The sequence below is a fragment of the Desulfonauticus autotrophicus genome (assembly GCF_055381725.1).
In genome coordinates this window covers 1,031,934-1,046,386 of sequence record NZ_AP042395.1, presented here as the reverse complement: position 1 = coordinate 1,046,386, position 14,453 = coordinate 1,031,934, and the positions used below count along the sequence as shown (strand labels likewise).

Below are 14,453 nucleotides of genomic sequence, written 5' to 3'. Positions count from 1 at the left end.
TAATCTTTGATTTTTGAAGGAGGAAGATTTTATGAAGATTAAAGTATTGGTGGTAGTTGGTTTGTTTTTAGGTGTGCTTACTGTGGGTTGTGCCAAGAAAAAAGTAGTTGTTCCTGCCACTACTGGAGATACTTCTGTAAGCGAGCAGACTCAAGGAAGTGAAATTAAAGGCTTGAAAGAGCTTCAGGAAAAAAGAGCCAGGGAATTACAGGAGTTAAAGGAAAAGGAACTAAAGGAAAAACAGGCTAAGGAAGCTTCTAAAGAAGAGGCCCTGAAGATTATAGGTGAAAGAATTTTCTTTGATTTTGACTCTTACGAACTAAAACCAGAGGCCAGACAGGTTTTGCAAAAAAAGGCAGAAGTGTTAAAGGCCCATCCTGACTTGATGTTGATTATAGAAGGACACTGTGATGAAAGGGGCACAGAAGAGTATAACCTGGCTCTGGGTGAAAAAAGGGCCCGTGCTGCCTATGAGTTTTTGATTCTTTTGGGAGTAGAAGCCAATAGAATGCAAATTGTAAGCTATGGAGAAGAATATCCCCTGGATCCTGGCCACAATGAAACTGCCTGGGCCAAAAATAGAAGGGATGAGTTTAAGATTGTAAAAAAATAAGGAGAGTGAAGTTAAATGGAGACCTTAGAAGCCATCTTTAGCCGAAGAAGTATTCGCAAGTTTAAACCAGACCCTATTCCCAGGGAGATGCTGGAAACGGTTTTACGCGCTGCCATGGCTGCACCTTCAGCTGGCAATGCTCAACCCTGGCACTTTATTGTGGTGGATAGTAAAGAGATCTTGGAACAAATTCCTAAGTTAAATCCCTATGCTAAAATGGCAGTAGAAGCTCCTCTGGGCATTTTGGTTTGTGCTGAATTAAAGCTGGAAAAGTTTCCAGGTTTCTGGGTGCAAGACCTTTCTGCTGCTGTGGAAAACCTTTTGTTAGCTGCGCATGACCTGGGCCTGGGCGCTGTTTGGACTGGTATTTATCCAGTAGAGGAAAGGGTTAAAGGTTTTCAGCGCTTATTTAAACTCCCTGAAGAGGTCGTCCCTCTGGCTTTTATCCCTCTGGGGTTTCCCAACCAGGAATACAGTAAGGTGGATAGGTTTAAGAAGGAAAGGATTCACTACAATACCTGGGACGAAGGGTATTAAGATTATTAGCTTAAAAGAAACAAACTGGTGGCCATCACTCCCATGCCAGCTATAAGGGAGTAGATGGCCACATGATGCTCACCAAATTCTTCTGCTGTGGGCAGAAGCTCATCTAAAGAAATAAAGACCATAATTCCAGCCACAAAGGAAAAAGATACCCCTAGCATAAGTGGTCCCAGTAAGGAGCGGAGAAAGAAAAATCCCACCAGAGCTCCTATGGGTTCTGCCAGTCCAGAAGCAAAGGAAAGCCAAAAGGCCTTTTTACGGCTTTGGGTGGCTGCAAAAAGAGGGGTGGAAATGGCAATGCCTTCGGGAATGTTGTGCAGGGCAATGGCCACAGCTACGGGCAGGGCCAGTTCCAGGGAACTAAGGCCACTCATAAAAGTGGCCAGACCTTCGGGAAAATTGTGTATACCTATGGCCAGGGCTGTGATTAGACCTGTTTTTTTGAGTTTTTCTGCAGAAGGAAAGGAATGTTTTTTTATTAACCTGGTCTCATGTGGGTTCTCATAAGAGGGAACGAGAAAGTCAATGGCAGCTACGCAAAAAATCCCAGCAAAAAAACAGATAATAGCCAGACTGTCGCCTTGACTTATAGTGGTTGCCTTCCTAACATATTCTTTTCCTAAAGGTAAAAGTTCCACAAAGGAAATGTAAAGCATTACTCCTGCTGAAAACCCTAAAGAACCAGCCAAGAATTTGGGATTGGATTTAGTTTTTACTAGAGAAAGGAGAGAGCCTATGCCAGTGGCCATACCAGCAAGCAAGGTTAAAAGAAAAGCAGACCAGAAATTAGCAGGCATGCCTTATTTGTCCAGGAAAACATTTTTAAAGTCAATTGTTTTCTTTGCTCTTTTGTTTTTTAACCTAACTTCCTTTAGTTTAGCTAATTCTAAAGTTGTGGTTTTTACTTCCATTTTGCCTCAGGCCTATTTCTTAGAGAAATTAGGAGGAGATTTTTGGGAAGTTCAAACCATGCTTCCTGAGGGAGCAGACCCTCATACCTATGAGCCCAAGCCTGCTGACTTGCGGAAATTAAGCAAAGCCCAGGTTTATTTTTCCTGGAATTTGCCTTTTGAGCAGGTGTGGTTAAAGCGCTTTCAGGGGCTTAATCCTGATCTAAAAATTGTAAATTGTGCTCAGGGAATAAAATATCTCCAGTTTCAAAAGACCAGTGAATTTTTGTTGGCAGAGCAAGAACCCAGGGAGGAAGGACATTTTTTAGACCCTCATATCTGGCTTTCCCCTGCAAATTGTTTGCAAGTGGTAAAAAATATATATGAGTTTTGTTTAACCAACTGGCCAGAGCAAAAAGAGCGTTTTCAGGCTAATTACTTAGCTTTGGAAAAAGAAATAAAAGAAGTGGATGCACAGATTAGAAAACTTTTAGCACCCTGTAAAAAAAAGGTTTTTCTGGTGTTTCACCCTTCCTGGGGTTATTTTGCCAATACCTATGGCTTTAAACAGGTAAGTGTGGAAGTAGAAGGAAGAGAGCCCACTCCTAGAGAGCTTATGCATATGCTAGATACTATAAACCAATTTAAGTTAAAGAGCATTTTTATTCAGCCTCAATTTAATCCCAGAGAAGTGCAATTTTTAGTGCAGAAGGCTAAGCTGCAACTGGAAGTGGTGGACCCTTTGGCCAAAGACTGGAAGGCAAATTTGCTGAAAATGGCCCAGAAAATAAGGGGGCAGTGTGCAGAAGATAGCAATTAGTTTAAAAAATGTTAGTTTTGGCTATAGCAAAACCAGGGTCTTAGATAGGGTTAACTTAAGCATTCCTCAGGGAGAATTCTGGGCTCTTATTGGCCCTAATGGGGGAGGAAAAACCACTTTATTAAAACTTATTTTAGGATTGTTAAAGCCCTGGGAAGGTGAGATAAAGGTTTTTGGAAAACCAGCTAAGGAGATAGCCACCAAAATAGGCTATGTCCCTCAGCAGGTTAGAAAAAATATGCTTTTGCCTCTTACTGTGTTTGAACTGGTCAGTATGGGAGTGCGTTCTCAGAAAAGAGGCTTTTTTTACGCTTCCAAAACTAAAGAGCAGGTACAAGAGGCCCTGGAAAAGGTGGGAATTTCTTCTCTGGCCTCTAAGAGTATTCTTGATATTTCAGGAGGGCAGTTTCAAAGGGCACTGGTGGCAAGGGCGCTGGTGGGTAAACCAGAGATTTTGATTTTTGACGAGCCCACTGCCAATGTGGACCCTGAAGGAAAGGTGTGCCTTTATGAACTCTTAAGTTCTTTAAAAGGAGAAATGACAGTAGTGGTGGTAACCCACGACTTGGTGATTGCTTCAGCCAGCATTGATGGCCTGGCAGTGGTCAATAGGCAGGTGCGAGTAAGTAAAGAAAAGAGCTTTCTTCTCAACTCCTGTCCCTTATCTATGGCAAACATACCCATGCCTGTGCTGTAGACGGATTTATTCAAGAGATACCCAAGTACTTTGCTTCCAAGGTGAAATAAAATGGAAATTTTTCAATTTAGCTTTATGCAACACGCCTTTGTGGCTGCATTGCTTTTGAGTATTGCCTGTGGTTTTATTGGGCCTTTGGTGGTAATTAACAGGCAGGTTTTCTTGGCTGGAGGCATGGCTCATGCTGCCTTTGGAGGCGTGGGATTGGCCTTTTTTTCTCCTTGCCTGTTTTACCCACTGTGTTTGTCTATACCTTTTTCCTTAGCCTTGTTTTTGGTCTGCTGGTAGTGAACCAAAGGGAGCTTTCTGAGACCATTGTGGGCATTATTTGGGCTGGAGGCATGGCTTTAGGGATTATTTTACTGGACTTAACCCCTGGGTATAAAACTGAGCTTACCAGTTATCTTTTTGGCAGTATTCTTACCTTAAGCAAGTCTGATTTAAGTTTGGCCTGTGTTTTGGACTTTCTTCTGGTTGGCACTATCTGGTGGAAGTACAAAGAATTTGTGACCATAAGTTTTGATAGTGAATACGCTAAAACTTTAGGCATTAAAGTAAATAACTGTTTTTTAATTTTAATTGTTTTGGCTGGATTTAGCGTGGTAATACTTATGCAACTGGTAGGTATTGTTTTGCTTATCTCCTTATTGACCATACCTGTATACCTGGCCAAACCCAAAAGTGATACTTTGTACAAAATGATTTTCAAATCAACGCTTTGGAGTTTGTTTTTTAGCTATACAGGGTTATTTTTAAGTTTTTACTTTAACTTAAATAGTGGAGCTGCGATTATTTCTGTGGCAATATTTTCTTTTCTTCTGGTAAATTTAAAAAGAATGCTATTGAATAAAGAATCTAAAACTGTTTTTGTTGATGGCCAATTGTAAGTGGGGTTGAATTAATTCTATGTGGTTTTGAATAAAGGGAATAAAAGTAAGCTTAAATTTTTTAATTTTTATTTTTAACTTCTTTAATTCCTGCAATATCTCTTTATTTTTAATCAGATTGCCCAAAATAAGTCTTAAGGAAATGATGGCCTCTTTTCTGGAAACAGTGGGAGAGATATAGTTTATTTTTTCTTCCAAAGAAAAGGGGTTATTGGTTCGAAGCAGGGGAGAAAGGGAAAGGGCAGTAGCAAATTTGATAAAGTAATCTGGCCTTACTGCAAAGGCAGGTATACTTAGAACCAGATTATCTGCTTTAACCAGGTATAGGGAGTGTAAATGCCTTTCTAAGGCGCTATCTTCTTCAGCAAAGTCTATTTCAAACTGCCAGAAGGGTAAGTAGAGGTCATCTGGAGTTGAAAAGAGCAGGTAAGGATTTATGATTTCTAATTTTTCTGTTTCAAAGTAATAGAGGTTGGAGCAGTTTTTACAGATAAGTAAGAGGTCTTTGTTTTGGCCTTCCAGGGTATCGCCACACTTGGGACAAAGAGCTGGCAAGATATTTAGCTGCCAGTTTTCCTGCTGGTGAAAAACAAGTTCTGCTGGGTTTAAAACCGGGCTAAGGGGTCTTTGGGCCAGGGCATCAAAGTAATAGCCTTTTTGGGGTAAAAGGGGTAGATAGATATAGCTTAAATTTTCTCCTATAAAGTCTTGATAGTAGATAGTTCCTCGTACTTTGCTGTTAGCCAATCTGTTTTTTATTTTGGCCAGAGCCTGTTTAAAAGAGAGTTCTTCCTGGATCAGGTTTAAATTCTGGGAATAGACCATTTGTAGGGGCATGGCCTGGGCTCTTAGGCCCAGGGAAAGAGGGAAGTGGAGCTTTTCCAGCCCCAGAATGGTGGAATCTATCCAGAGGGGAATAAGGTCATGGGTTGTGGTAAAAAAAAGAGGACCTTTGACCCGAAGGTAGGGTACATACAGGCATTCTTCCTGATTGTATTTAGGCGGGAGAAAATAGCGAAGGTATTTTTCGCCTACTAAAAGGGATTTAACCCGGCAATAGGGACAATATAAAATGCGCTCCCCTTCTTCAAAGGTAAAGGGAGCGCCACATTGAGAGCAGGAATAGTGAACTTGAAAATTCATGCCCTAGCTTAGCTTTTCTCCACATTGGTTACAAAATAAAGAGTCAGGCAGATTTTCAAAGCCACATTGGCTGCACCTTTTGGGTTGAGGCTTGTTTTCAGTGGGAGTGCCGCAGTTGGGGCAAAATTTAGCCTTTGGAGAGAGGTTTTTCCCACACTTCTGGCACTGCTTTAAAACCAGAATTTGATGGCCGCAATAGGGACAAAATCTAGAGTTTTCAGGTACTACCTGGCCACAGTCAGGACACCTGCTGCGAATCTTTTCTTGAGGAGTGTTTTGAAAGGCATCCTTTAGCATGTAGGGAAACATAAAGCCCATGCCCATATTAAAGCCAGCTCCTCCCTGACCAGGATTGGCTGCTGCCTTTTCCAGGGCCATAGCTGCCTTTAGCTGGGTCAATTTGCCCAGGTCCTTAAATACCTCTACCCTGCTTCTGTCATCAATAGCCTTTTGCACTTCTTCAGGAGGAGTAATGGCGTTGATGTACAGGCTACTTAGCCCCAGGCCAAATTTTCTTAAATCTTGCGAGACGATTTGTTGGAGTTCTTGAGAAAATTGTTTGTAGTTGCCTGGAAGGTTAAAAAGGGTGTCCACCTTTTCTCCCAGATAGTCATTTAACCTGGAAACCACAATCTGGCTCAAATATTCTTCAATATCTTCTATGGTAAAGGAAGCCTTGGTACCCACCAGGGAATTTACAAAAAGAGCAGGTTGAATGATTCTAATGTCCAGCCTGCCAAAGGCCCTTAATCTAACCAGCCCCAATTCTTTGTCTTTAAAGGCCACCGGGTCTTTGGTACCCCACTTTAAGTTGGGGAAAACTTTCATGTTTAAAAAATAAACTTCTGCCCTTAAGGGACTGGTAAAACCCCAGGGTACACTTAATAACTTGGTCAAAATGGGGATGTTGGCAGTGGTAAGGGTATGTCTGCCCACCCCAAAGGCATCTACTGCCTGTCCCTGGTAATAAAATACAGCAGCCTGACTGTTTCTAACGATAAGCTGGGCACCCCATTTGATTTCAGCTGAACCTTCTTGAGGGATGCGATGGGCCAGTTCTGTGCCTTTATTGTCAAACCATTCAATAACTTCCAAAAAAACTAGGTTGTTAGTTCCCATTTAGCTTTCTCCTTTTAATGGGCCTTTAATAGGTTTTGAGCTATAGTTAAATCCAGAGGTGGAAGGTGAGTAAGTTGCTCCAGAGAAAAGTGTTGATAAAATCCTTCTCCTAACACAGGTTTGGGCCAGGGATTTTTATAAATTATTCCCAGTCCCCACTTTTGAGCAGGGTCCAGGGCTATTTTTAAGGCCTGTTCAAAGTCTTGCGGGTCGTGAGAAAGGAAAAATGTTTCTTTTTCAAGGTCTCAAGGCTGGGTTTGAGCCAGCTAATACAGGGTTGTAAAATGTCCACATAAGCCAGCCCAGGATAATTGATGGCCTCTTTGATAACTTCCTTTAGATGTTCTATTTCCAGAGCTGAGCATCTGGCCACAAAGCCAGTTCCCTGAATAAGAGCCAGGGCTAAGGGGTTTAAAGGCTCATCTTCCACACCCCTGGGGTTTAAAGCCCTCTTTTCTCCTTTAGGAGTAGTGGGAGAGGCCTGTCCTTTGGTCAGGGCATAAATGGAGTTGTTGTGTACCAGCAGGGTAATATCCGGGTTGCGGCGCAAGGTATGTAAAAAGTGATTGCCGCCTTCTCCATAGCAATCACCATCCCCAGTGGTGACAATTACTTTTAGTTTGGGATTGGCCAGTTTTATGCCAGTGGCCACAGGAAGTGCCCTTCCATGGAGGCCATTGAAAAAATTTCCCTTTAAATAATGGGGCAGTTTAGCTGCCTGTCCTATGCCAGATACCAAACATACTTCCTGAGGGGTTAGCTCTAATTCCTCCAGTCCATTTTGCAGGGCCTTGAGGATTAGATGGTTGGGACATCCCGGGCACCACTGACTGGGGACATTATTGCTAAATTTGGTTTTGGATTTCATCAAATTTCCTCCCTATCTCTTCTGGAGTTAAAGGTAAACCATTATATTTGAGTATGGAGTGTTTAAGATTTAAGCTATACCCTAAATTAAGGAGTTTAGCCAGCTGGGCTGTGGCATTGTTTTCTACAGTAATTAAAAGAGCGTTTTGGGGGAAAGAATAAGAGGGCAGGGGCCAGAGTTCACTGAAGTGAATGACTCCCACCTTTTCTCCTTTGGTTCGCAAGTGTTTTTGCGCAGCCAGAACGCTTTCTTTGGTACTACCAAAACTTATAAAAATGTATTTACTGTCTGCAATGTCTACTTCCAGAGGAGGAGCTATTTCTTTTTGCAACTCTTTAAGTTTATTTAGTCTTTTTTCCAGCATGGGTTTGGCTACTTTATCCAGCTCTTCAGTAATGTGCCCCCATTCATCGTGTTCGTCACTATCAGCACCTACCAGGTGGACACTTTGTCCAGGGCAAAGCCTGGGAGAAATTCCTGAGGGAGTAAACTGGTAGCGTTTATATTCTTTAAATTCTGAAGGATTGGCTCTAAAAAACTGGGGAGTTTCTCCTTCCCAGTTGAAATCCCAATAGGAAAAATTGGAATCAGCCAGAAATTGATCGGTTAAAATAATTGCAGGTAGCTGGTATTTGTAAGCTAGATTAAAGGCCTTGATGGTCTTTAAATACAGTTCTTCCGGGTCAGAAGGTGCAAAAACCACTTTGGGAAATTCCCCATGACCAGCAAAGATGGCAAAAAGCAGGTCTCCTTGAGCAGTCCTGGTGGGCAACCCCGTAGCAGGACCTGGCCTTTGGGCCAGCACTATGACCACTGGGGTTTCAGTCATACCTGCTAAACTGATGCTTTCCACCATCAGGGCAAAACCACCTCCACTGGTGGCAGTCATGCTCCTTACCCCTGCAAAACTTGCACCTAAGGCCAGATTAATGGCGGCAATTTCATCTTCTGCCTGCAAGGTAAAGACTTTTAATTCTTCTTGTTTCTGGCTCAGGTAAGTGATGAGACCTGTGGAAGGAGTCATGGGATAGGCAGCCATAAAGTGGCAGCCAGCTCTGGCAGCACCCAGGGCTGTGGCTGGATGGCCAGTGGTAAAGAAGTAGTTGTGCTCGCCAGAAGGAGGCAGGGTTAAGTTTAGAGAAGAATCCAGGGCCTGACCATATCCCAGCCTTGCTCCTTCGAGGTTGTTGTTGATTATTGCCAGGGATTTAGTGGCAAATTTTTTCTGAAGGGCCTCAAGGAGGAGTTCTAGTTTGAGTTTTAAAATTCCGGTTAAAAAACCCAGGGCAATGGCATTGGCATAAAGGGAATTACCCAGTTCCTTTTTAGCCAGATCCTTAAAGGATAGAACCAGGGATTGAAACCGGGAGTTTTCCTTAGGACCAATTAGAAGGCCTGAAGGTTTGAGTAAAGAAGTGTATTTGTCCTGGGCCTCAGGATTTAAAGCTAAAAGCAGGTCGCTCTGCTCTCTGGGGTAGTTTTGAGGCTGGGAACTGATTTTTAGATGATAACTATTAAATCCTCCTCTAACCCTGGACTCATATTCTTTCCAGGAAAAAAGAGCGTATTTATGCTCTGCCAACACAGTGCTAAACAGGCTTCCTATGGAGTCCAGGCCTTCGCCAGCAGAACCCACTAAACTAATGGTTAATTCCTTCATAAACTAGACCTCTTTTTTTCTTCAGTCTAACTGAAAATTAAAGAAAAAAAAAGTTAAATTTATTTGTTGGATTTAAAAAAGTTAGAAAACTTAAAGGGGAAAAGGATTGTTTTTTGGTTAAAAACTGGTTGAGAAATTTAAGGCGCTTAAATAATTAGTGGCTTTTCAAGTCGCCAAAAGAAGTCCTTCAGTTTATCTTTATTTATACCCAAAAAAGGAGGGGATTATGAAAAAGATAGGAGCAAGTATTATTCTTTGTCTACTGGGGATAGCACTTGCTTTACCTGGTTTGGCTCAGGAGGAAAAAGACCTTTTAGAGAGCAAATGTACAGGTTGTCATTCCTTAAAGGTAGTTTATAAGGCCAAAAAGGATAAAGATGCCTGGCTGATAACCATTGAGAGAATGGTGGATAAGGGAGCCAGTTTGTCTTTGGAAGAGCAGGAGGCTCTGGCTGATTATCTCAGTCAACAATAGGAGGGCTTTAAATGGCAGAGTATGTGCTTGGCTATATAACTGGCGCTGATAAAAAGGAATTATCTAAAATAGCCAGAACCTTATTGGAAGAAAGGCTTATTGCCTGCGCCAATATTTTTCCTGAGGTTATTTCTGCTTATTGGTGGGAAGGGAAAACTGAAGAAGGTCAAGAACAGGTAATGATTATTAAGACCAAAGCTAATTTGATGTCCAGGGTTGTGGCCAGAGTAAAAGAACTTCATTCCTATTCTTGCCCGTGTGTGGTATTTTTTCAGATTAAAGATGGAAATCCTGAATTTTTGCAGTGGATAGATACTGAAGTAAAGGGGGAATAGATGGATATTTCTTTAGAAAAATTGCAAATTTTTTTAAAACAGGCCTTTGGAGAAGAGGCCAGACTTATAGGGGTAGGAGAAATTGGTTCTTTAGATGAGCAGGGGATGAAGGATTTTGGCTATGGTAAACCCTTGCTTATTCATTACGACTTAAAGGGAGAACAAAAATCAGTGGTCTTTTCCACCATGCGGGGAGATAAATATGGCCACCAGTTTTACTGGGATAGGGCGGCTATTTTGATGTTTCAATACGAGACTGCTGGCCGAATGGAAAAACATGCCAGACCGCAAGGACTTGGGTATTTAGATGAAGAAGGCAACTTAATCCCGGTAAATAAACCCAGAGAATTCTTTTTACTTACGGAAAAGGTGGAAGGCAGGGATTATTTTCTGGATTTGGAAAGGATTCGGAAAGGAGAGGCAAGGGAGGAAGATTTTAAGCTGGCTAGGGATTTTGCCAGGTGGCTGGCTAGAGTGCACGCTCACAAAAAAGAAGATGTGGATCTGTATCTAAGGAGGATTAGAGACCTCATAGGGCATTCTGAATGTATCTGGGGGATTATTGATGCCTATCCTTATCCTTATAATTATTTTCCACCAGAGAAATTCATTGCCCTGGAAAAAAAATTGGTTGACTGGCGCTGGAAGCTAAGACATTTTGCCCAGCGTTTGAGTGCTGTGCATGGAGATTTTCACCCCTGGAATGTTTTAGTGCGAGACAATGGAGACTTTACAGTCCTGGATAGGAGTAGAGGAGAATGGGGTGAGCCAGCAGATGATGTGGCTACTATGAGTTGTAATTACTTGCTTTTTGGCCTCTATGATAAACCCAGGTTAAGCGGTAATTTTGAAAAACTTTACCTTAGTTTCTGGGACACCTATCTAGAAGAGACCAATGATAGGGAAATGTTAAAAGTAATAGCTCCCTTTTATGTCTTCAGGGGCCTGGTTATTGCTTCTCCTGAGTGGTATCCCAATCATCCTGAAGAAGTGAGAAAGGGCCTTTTTCGCTTTTTGGAAAATGTGCTTGAGGATGAGGTTTTTGACTATAAAAATATAAACAAATACATGGATTAGAGCGGTGAAGACAGGATTTATCTTTTGGTTTGTAGGCCTGCCTGGCTGTGGAAAGTCTTCTTTAGCCAGATTTTTGGCTGAGAAACTGGCTACAAAGGGTTTGGACATAGTACTTCTGGAAATGGATGAAAGGCGAAAAAAGTACTTTCCCCAGCCTTCTTATACCAAGGAAGAAAGGGAGCTGGCCTATCAAATGTTTGCTGAAGAAGGGCTTGCTCTGGCCAAAGAAGGAAAGGGGGTTATTTTAGACGGTACAGCCTATAAACAGAAATATCGCTCTTTTTTAAGGGCAAGGTTTTCCCCTTTTGCTGAGATATATGTAAAGTGCACTTTAAACACTGCCATGGAGCGGGAAAGCAAGAGGCCTCAAGGTAAAGTTATGGCCAATCTCTATGCCAAGGCCCTGGAGAGAAAAAAACAGGCAAGCAATTTCCAGGTTTGGGAGAAGTTATTGGGGTGGATGTCCCCTTTGAAGAAGACAGCAAAGCCGAGTTTACTTTGGAAAATGACTTCTTATCTTTAGAAGAAGCAAGAGAAAAAATATATGCCTTTGCCATAAATTGGTTAAAAGAAAAGGGAGTTTGTGAGTAAAAGATGAAGTTTTGGATAATTACCTTTGGCTGTCAGATGAATGTTGCTGATTCTAGCTGGTTGACTCTGAGTTTGCAGAAAAAAGGCTTTGAACTGGCTAAAGAGGAAAAAGAGGCGGATTTTGTCCTGATTAATACCTGTAGCGTTAGAGAAAAGCCAGAACAAAAGGTCTATAGTGAAATCGGAAGGTTTAGGAAAAAATGGGAGCACAATCCCGGCTTTTTTATTGGTGTGGGAGGGTGCGTAGCCCAGCAAATAGGCGATGGTTTTTTTGAGCGCTTTCCCTTTGTTCGTTTGGTTTTTGGGACAGATGGACTTTATTTAGTGCCAGAGCAGGTGGAAAAATTGGTAAATGACTCGCAAAAAAGGGTAAGCCTTTTATCCTTTGAAGAATTTTACCCTGAGAGGGAAAAGGTCTATCCTGAAAGTTCTCCTCCTTCTGTCTTTGTCAATATTATGCAGGGTTGCGATAATTTTTGTGCCTACTGTATAGTCCCCTTTACCCGGGGAAGACAAAAATCCAGGTCCAGAAAGGAAATCCTTGCGGAATGTCAGGAGTTGGTCCAGCGAGGCGCCAGGGAAATTACCCTTTTAGGACAAAATGTTAATAGTTATGGCCAGGATAAATATGGAGACGGCACCACTTTTTTTGAGCTGCTTACAGAAGTTGCGAACATAGAAGGATTAAAGCGCCTTAGGTTTACCACTTCCCATCCCAAGGACCTGTCTTTGGAGGTGATAAAGGCATTTCAAGACCTTGCCACTCTGTGTCCACATTTACATCTTCCCTTGCAGGCTGGTTCCAATAAGGTTTTAAAGGCTATGGGACGCAAATATACAAGAGAAGATTACTTGCGTCTGGTAGAGCTGTTGAGAAAATATTGTCCAGACATTGCCTTAACTACAGACCTGATTGTGGGTTTTCCTGGAGAAAGGGAAGAAGACTTTAAACAAACTCTGGAAATGGTAGAACAGATTGGCTTTGAAAGTTCTTTTTCCTTTAAATACTCAGATAGGCCAGGAACCAGGGCAGAAAAAATGCCAGATAAAATAGCAGAAGAAGTAAAACAGGAAAGGCTGATGCGTTTACAAAGCTTGCAAGAAACAATTACAGAAAGGCGATATAAAGAACAAGAAGGAAAAACAACAGAAGTGTTGATAGAAGACAGGAGTAAAAAGGACTTAGAAGGTGTAATTTCCTATAGAGGAAGAGACCCTTATAATCGAGTAGTCAATGTTTTAACTTCTTCTGACCAGGTAGGTCCTGGTTCTTTGGTAGAAGTTAAAATCATTGAAGCCAAAAAACACTCTTTACTAGGAGAGGTGGTGGGTTATGTTTGTTAAGATGAAAGTATTTGGTCTGGCTTTAGATGAAACCACCAAAATGCCTTTGATTATTTTAAAGGATGAAAGTGAAAAGTATGTGCTTCCCATCTGGATTGGAGCCCTGGAAGCCATGGCCATATCCATTCCCTTAAATGAGGTAAAAATGCCCAGGCCCCTTACCCATGACCTGTTTTTAAACACCCTGGAAACCATGGGCGGAAGTCTTGCAGAAATAAGAATTACAGAATTAAAGGATTCCACCTATTATGCCAATTTAGTGGTAAAAAAAGAGGGTAAGACCTTACTAATAGATAGTCGTCCTTCTGATGCTATTGCTTTGGCTTTAAGGGCTAAGGTGGACATTATGGTGGATGAAAAGATTTTGTTAGAAGTGGAAGATTTAATTGGTTCAAAGCAACAGGAAGTCTTAAAAGACGAAGAAAGTAAGAAGTGGTCAGAAATACTGGAAAAATATGACTTTGATTTGACCAAGTACAAAATGTGAGGGCCTTACAATGGAGCAAGAAAAACTTAAAGCCAAGATTTTACTAGAAGCTTTACCTTATATTCGTCAGTTTTATGGTCGTACCGTAGTGATTAAATATGGCGGACATGCCATGATAGATGAAAAGTTAAAACAAAGTTTTGCCTTAAATGTGATTTTATTAAAATATATTGGTTTAAATCCTGTTATTGTGCATGGAGGAGGCCCGCAAATTGGCAATATGTTAAAGCAATTAAACATCCCCACCCAGTTTAGAGAAGGCATGCGGGTAACAGATGCAGCGACCATGGATGTGGTGGAAATGGTTCTGGTGGGCAAGGTAAATAAGGAGATTGTTAATTTAATTAATTTAAATGGCGGAAAGGCTGTTGGTCTTTCTGGCAAGGATGGTTTTTTATTAAGGGCAGAAAAGTTTCAACTGGTAATAAGTAAAAAGGATGCTCCCCCGGAGATAATTGATGTGGGAAAGGTGGGGCGAGTAGTAGAGGTAAATACTGCTCTTATTTATTCTCTCCAGGAGAAGGGATTTATTCCCATAATTGCCCCTGTGGGAGTAGATGATCAAGGTGAAACCTATAATATCAATGCTGATTTTGTGGCCAGTGCTGTAGCTTCTAGTTTAAAAGCAGCCAAGTTGATTTTACTTACAGATGTTCCTGGTATAATGGATGATAGGGAAAAGGTTATTTCTTCCCTGACCAAAAAAGAGGCCATTTACTTTATGGACCAGGGTGTAATTAAGGGCGGCATGATTCCCAAGGTCAAGTGTTGTCTGGAGGCCCTGGAAGCTGGAGTAGAAAAGACCCATATCGTGGATGGCAGAATAGAAAATTCCATTATTTTGGAGATGTTCACCAAAGCAGGTATTGGAACTGAGATAGTGCCCAGTTAGGAATAATGGTAA

At 41.7% G+C, this 14,453-nt stretch carries 16 protein-coding genes and 1 pseudogene; 12 read left to right on the top strand and 5 right to left on the bottom strand.

The features are described 5' to 3' along the window. The first annotated feature begins 31 nt into the window (after positions 1-31). Complete coding sequence (gene pal / locus ACZ42F_RS06020; protein ID WP_464280108.1) at positions 32-613, top strand: peptidoglycan-associated lipoprotein Pal; 582 nt, start codon at positions 32-34, stop codon at positions 611-613. A gap of 15 nt (positions 614-628) precedes the next feature. Continuing rightward, the gene (locus ACZ42F_RS06015) at positions 629-1,150 is read left to right on the top strand and encodes a nitroreductase family protein (protein WP_464280107.1); all 522 of its coding nucleotides are present in this window, start codon (positions 629-631) and stop codon (positions 1,148-1,150) included. Positions 1,151-1,155: 5 nt separating this feature from the next. On the opposite strand, the gene zupT is transcribed toward ACZ42F_RS06015, so the two are convergent. Next, complete coding sequence (gene zupT, locus ACZ42F_RS06010; protein ID WP_464280106.1) at positions 1,156-1,905, bottom strand: zinc transporter ZupT; 750 nt, start codon at positions 1,903-1,905, stop codon at positions 1,156-1,158. Between zupT and ACZ42F_RS06005 the strand changes: the two genes are divergently transcribed. From ACZ42F_RS06005 to ACZ42F_RS05995, 3 genes and pseudogenes are all read left to right on the top strand, one after another. Next, positions 1,892-2,866 (top strand): metal ABC transporter solute-binding protein, Zn/Mn family, encoded by a 975-nt coding sequence (locus ACZ42F_RS06005; protein WP_464280105.1) that lies wholly within the window; start codon positions 1,892-1,894, stop codon positions 2,864-2,866. The genes zupT and ACZ42F_RS06005 overlap by 14 nt on opposite strands. Next, positions 2,847-3,563, top strand: a complete 717-nt coding sequence (locus ACZ42F_RS06000; RefSeq protein ID WP_464280104.1) for a metal ABC transporter ATP-binding protein — start codon at positions 2,847-2,849, stop codon at positions 3,561-3,563. Before ACZ42F_RS06005 ends, ACZ42F_RS06000 begins: the two co-directional genes overlap by 20 nt. 51 nt (positions 3,564-3,614) lie before the next feature. Continuing rightward, a pseudogene (locus ACZ42F_RS05995) lies at positions 3,615-4,450 on the top strand (metal ABC transporter permease). On the opposite strand, the gene ACZ42F_RS05990 reads toward ACZ42F_RS05995, so the two are convergent. The 4 genes from ACZ42F_RS05990 to ACZ42F_RS05975 form a co-directional block, all read right to left on the bottom strand. Further along, entirely contained in the window at positions 4,403-5,593 is a 1,191-nt protein-coding gene (locus tag ACZ42F_RS05990; protein ID WP_464280103.1) for a TFIIB-type zinc ribbon-containing protein, read from the bottom strand. The pseudogene ACZ42F_RS05995 and the gene ACZ42F_RS05990 sit on opposite strands and share 48 nt — an antisense overlap. 3 nt (positions 5,594-5,596) lie before the next feature. Beyond that, positions 5,597-6,712, bottom strand: a complete 1,116-nt coding sequence (locus tag ACZ42F_RS05985) for an SPFH domain-containing protein (RefSeq protein ID WP_464280102.1) — start codon at positions 6,710-6,712, stop codon at positions 5,597-5,599. Positions 6,713-6,896: 184 nt separating this feature from the next. Beyond that, positions 6,897-7,580, bottom strand: coding sequence for a thiamine pyrophosphate-dependent enzyme (locus ACZ42F_RS05980; RefSeq protein ID WP_464280101.1), 684 nt, complete (start codon positions 7,578-7,580; stop codon positions 6,897-6,899). After that, positions 7,558-9,240: a 2-oxoacid:acceptor oxidoreductase subunit alpha gene (locus ACZ42F_RS05975; protein ID WP_464280100.1), complete on the bottom strand. Its 1,683-nt coding sequence runs from the start codon at positions 9,238-9,240 to the stop codon at positions 7,558-7,560. Before ACZ42F_RS05975 ends, ACZ42F_RS05980 begins: the two co-directional genes overlap by 23 nt. Positions 9,241-9,466: 226 nt before the next feature. Here ACZ42F_RS05975 and ACZ42F_RS05970 point away from each other — a divergent pair, with 226 nt between their 5' ends. From ACZ42F_RS05970 to argB, 7 genes are all read left to right on the top strand, one after another. Beyond that, positions 9,467-9,715, top strand: a complete 249-nt coding sequence (locus ACZ42F_RS05970) for a hypothetical protein (RefSeq protein WP_029968014.1) — start codon at positions 9,467-9,469, stop codon at positions 9,713-9,715. Between the two features lie 11 nt (positions 9,716-9,726). After that, positions 9,727-10,050 (top strand): divalent-cation tolerance protein CutA, encoded by a 324-nt coding sequence (cutA, locus tag ACZ42F_RS05965; RefSeq protein ID WP_464280099.1) that lies wholly within the window; start codon positions 9,727-9,729, stop codon positions 10,048-10,050. After that, positions 10,051-11,127 carry an aminoglycoside phosphotransferase family protein gene (locus ACZ42F_RS05960; protein WP_464280098.1) on the top strand — a complete coding sequence of 359 codons (1,077 nt, stop codon included), beginning with the start codon at positions 10,051-10,053 and terminating at the stop codon, positions 11,125-11,127. A 4-nt stretch (positions 11,128-11,131) separates the two neighbouring features. Continuing rightward, the gene (locus ACZ42F_RS05955; RefSeq protein WP_464280097.1) at positions 11,132-11,650 is read left to right on the top strand and encodes an adenylyl-sulfate kinase; all 519 of its coding nucleotides are present in this window, start codon (positions 11,132-11,134) and stop codon (positions 11,648-11,650) included. 71 nt (positions 11,651-11,721) lie between these two features. Beyond that, positions 11,722-13,062: a tRNA (N6-isopentenyl adenosine(37)-C2)-methylthiotransferase MiaB gene (gene miaB / locus ACZ42F_RS05950; protein WP_464280096.1), complete on the top strand. Its 1,341-nt coding sequence runs from the start codon at positions 11,722-11,724 to the stop codon at positions 13,060-13,062. After that, the gene (locus ACZ42F_RS05945) at positions 13,052-13,549 is read left to right on the top strand and encodes a bifunctional nuclease family protein (RefSeq protein ID WP_029968004.1); all 498 of its coding nucleotides are present in this window, start codon (positions 13,052-13,054) and stop codon (positions 13,547-13,549) included. Before miaB ends, ACZ42F_RS05945 begins: the two co-directional genes overlap by 11 nt. 10 nt (positions 13,550-13,559) lie before the next feature. Further along, entirely contained in the window at positions 13,560-14,441 is an 882-nt protein-coding gene (argB, locus tag ACZ42F_RS05940) for an acetylglutamate kinase (RefSeq protein ID WP_029968003.1), read from the top strand. Positions 14,442-14,453 lie beyond the last annotated feature (12 nt).

What these genes read in the sequence shown, in the direction of transcription:
- argB (WP_029968003.1), top strand. Translation starts at nt 13,560, where the DNA reads ATGGAGCAAGAAAAACTTAAAGCCAAGATTTTACTAGAAGCTTTACCT.
- ACZ42F_RS05975 (WP_464280100.1), bottom strand. Translation starts at nt 9,240, where the DNA reads ATGAAGGAATTAACCATTAGTTTAGTGGGTTCTGCTGGCGAAGGCCTG.
- ACZ42F_RS05990 (WP_464280103.1), bottom strand. Translation starts at nt 5,593, where the DNA reads ATGAATTTTCAAGTTCACTATTCCTGCTCTCAATGTGGCGCTCCCTTT.
- ACZ42F_RS05945 (WP_029968004.1), top strand. Translation starts at nt 13,052, where the DNA reads ATGTTTGTTAAGATGAAAGTATTTGGTCTGGCTTTAGATGAAACCACC.
- cutA (WP_464280099.1), top strand. Translation starts at nt 9,727, where the DNA reads ATGGCAGAGTATGTGCTTGGCTATATAACTGGCGCTGATAAAAAGGAA.
- ACZ42F_RS06005 (WP_464280105.1), top strand. Translation starts at nt 1,892, where the DNA reads ATGCCAGTGGCCATACCAGCAAGCAAGGTTAAAAGAAAAGCAGACCAG.
- pal (WP_464280108.1), top strand. Translation starts at nt 32, where the DNA reads ATGAAGATTAAAGTATTGGTGGTAGTTGGTTTGTTTTTAGGTGTGCTT.
- zupT (WP_464280106.1), bottom strand. Translation starts at nt 1,905, where the DNA reads ATGGCCACTGGCATAGGCTCTCTCCTTTCTCTAGTAAAAACTAAATCC.
- ACZ42F_RS05985 (WP_464280102.1), bottom strand. Translation starts at nt 6,712, where the DNA reads ATGGGAACTAACAACCTAGTTTTTTTGGAAGTTATTGAATGGTTTGAC.
- ACZ42F_RS05970 (WP_029968014.1), top strand. Translation starts at nt 9,467, where the DNA reads ATGAAAAAGATAGGAGCAAGTATTATTCTTTGTCTACTGGGGATAGCA.
- ACZ42F_RS05980 (WP_464280101.1), bottom strand. Translation starts at nt 7,580, where the DNA reads ATGAAATCCAAAACCAAATTTAGCAATAATGTCCCCAGTCAGTGGTGC.
- ACZ42F_RS06015 (WP_464280107.1), top strand. Translation starts at nt 629, where the DNA reads ATGGAGACCTTAGAAGCCATCTTTAGCCGAAGAAGTATTCGCAAGTTT.
- miaB (WP_464280096.1), top strand. Translation starts at nt 11,722, where the DNA reads ATGAAGTTTTGGATAATTACCTTTGGCTGTCAGATGAATGTTGCTGAT.
- ACZ42F_RS05960 (WP_464280098.1), top strand. Translation starts at nt 10,051, where the DNA reads ATGGATATTTCTTTAGAAAAATTGCAAATTTTTTTAAAACAGGCCTTT.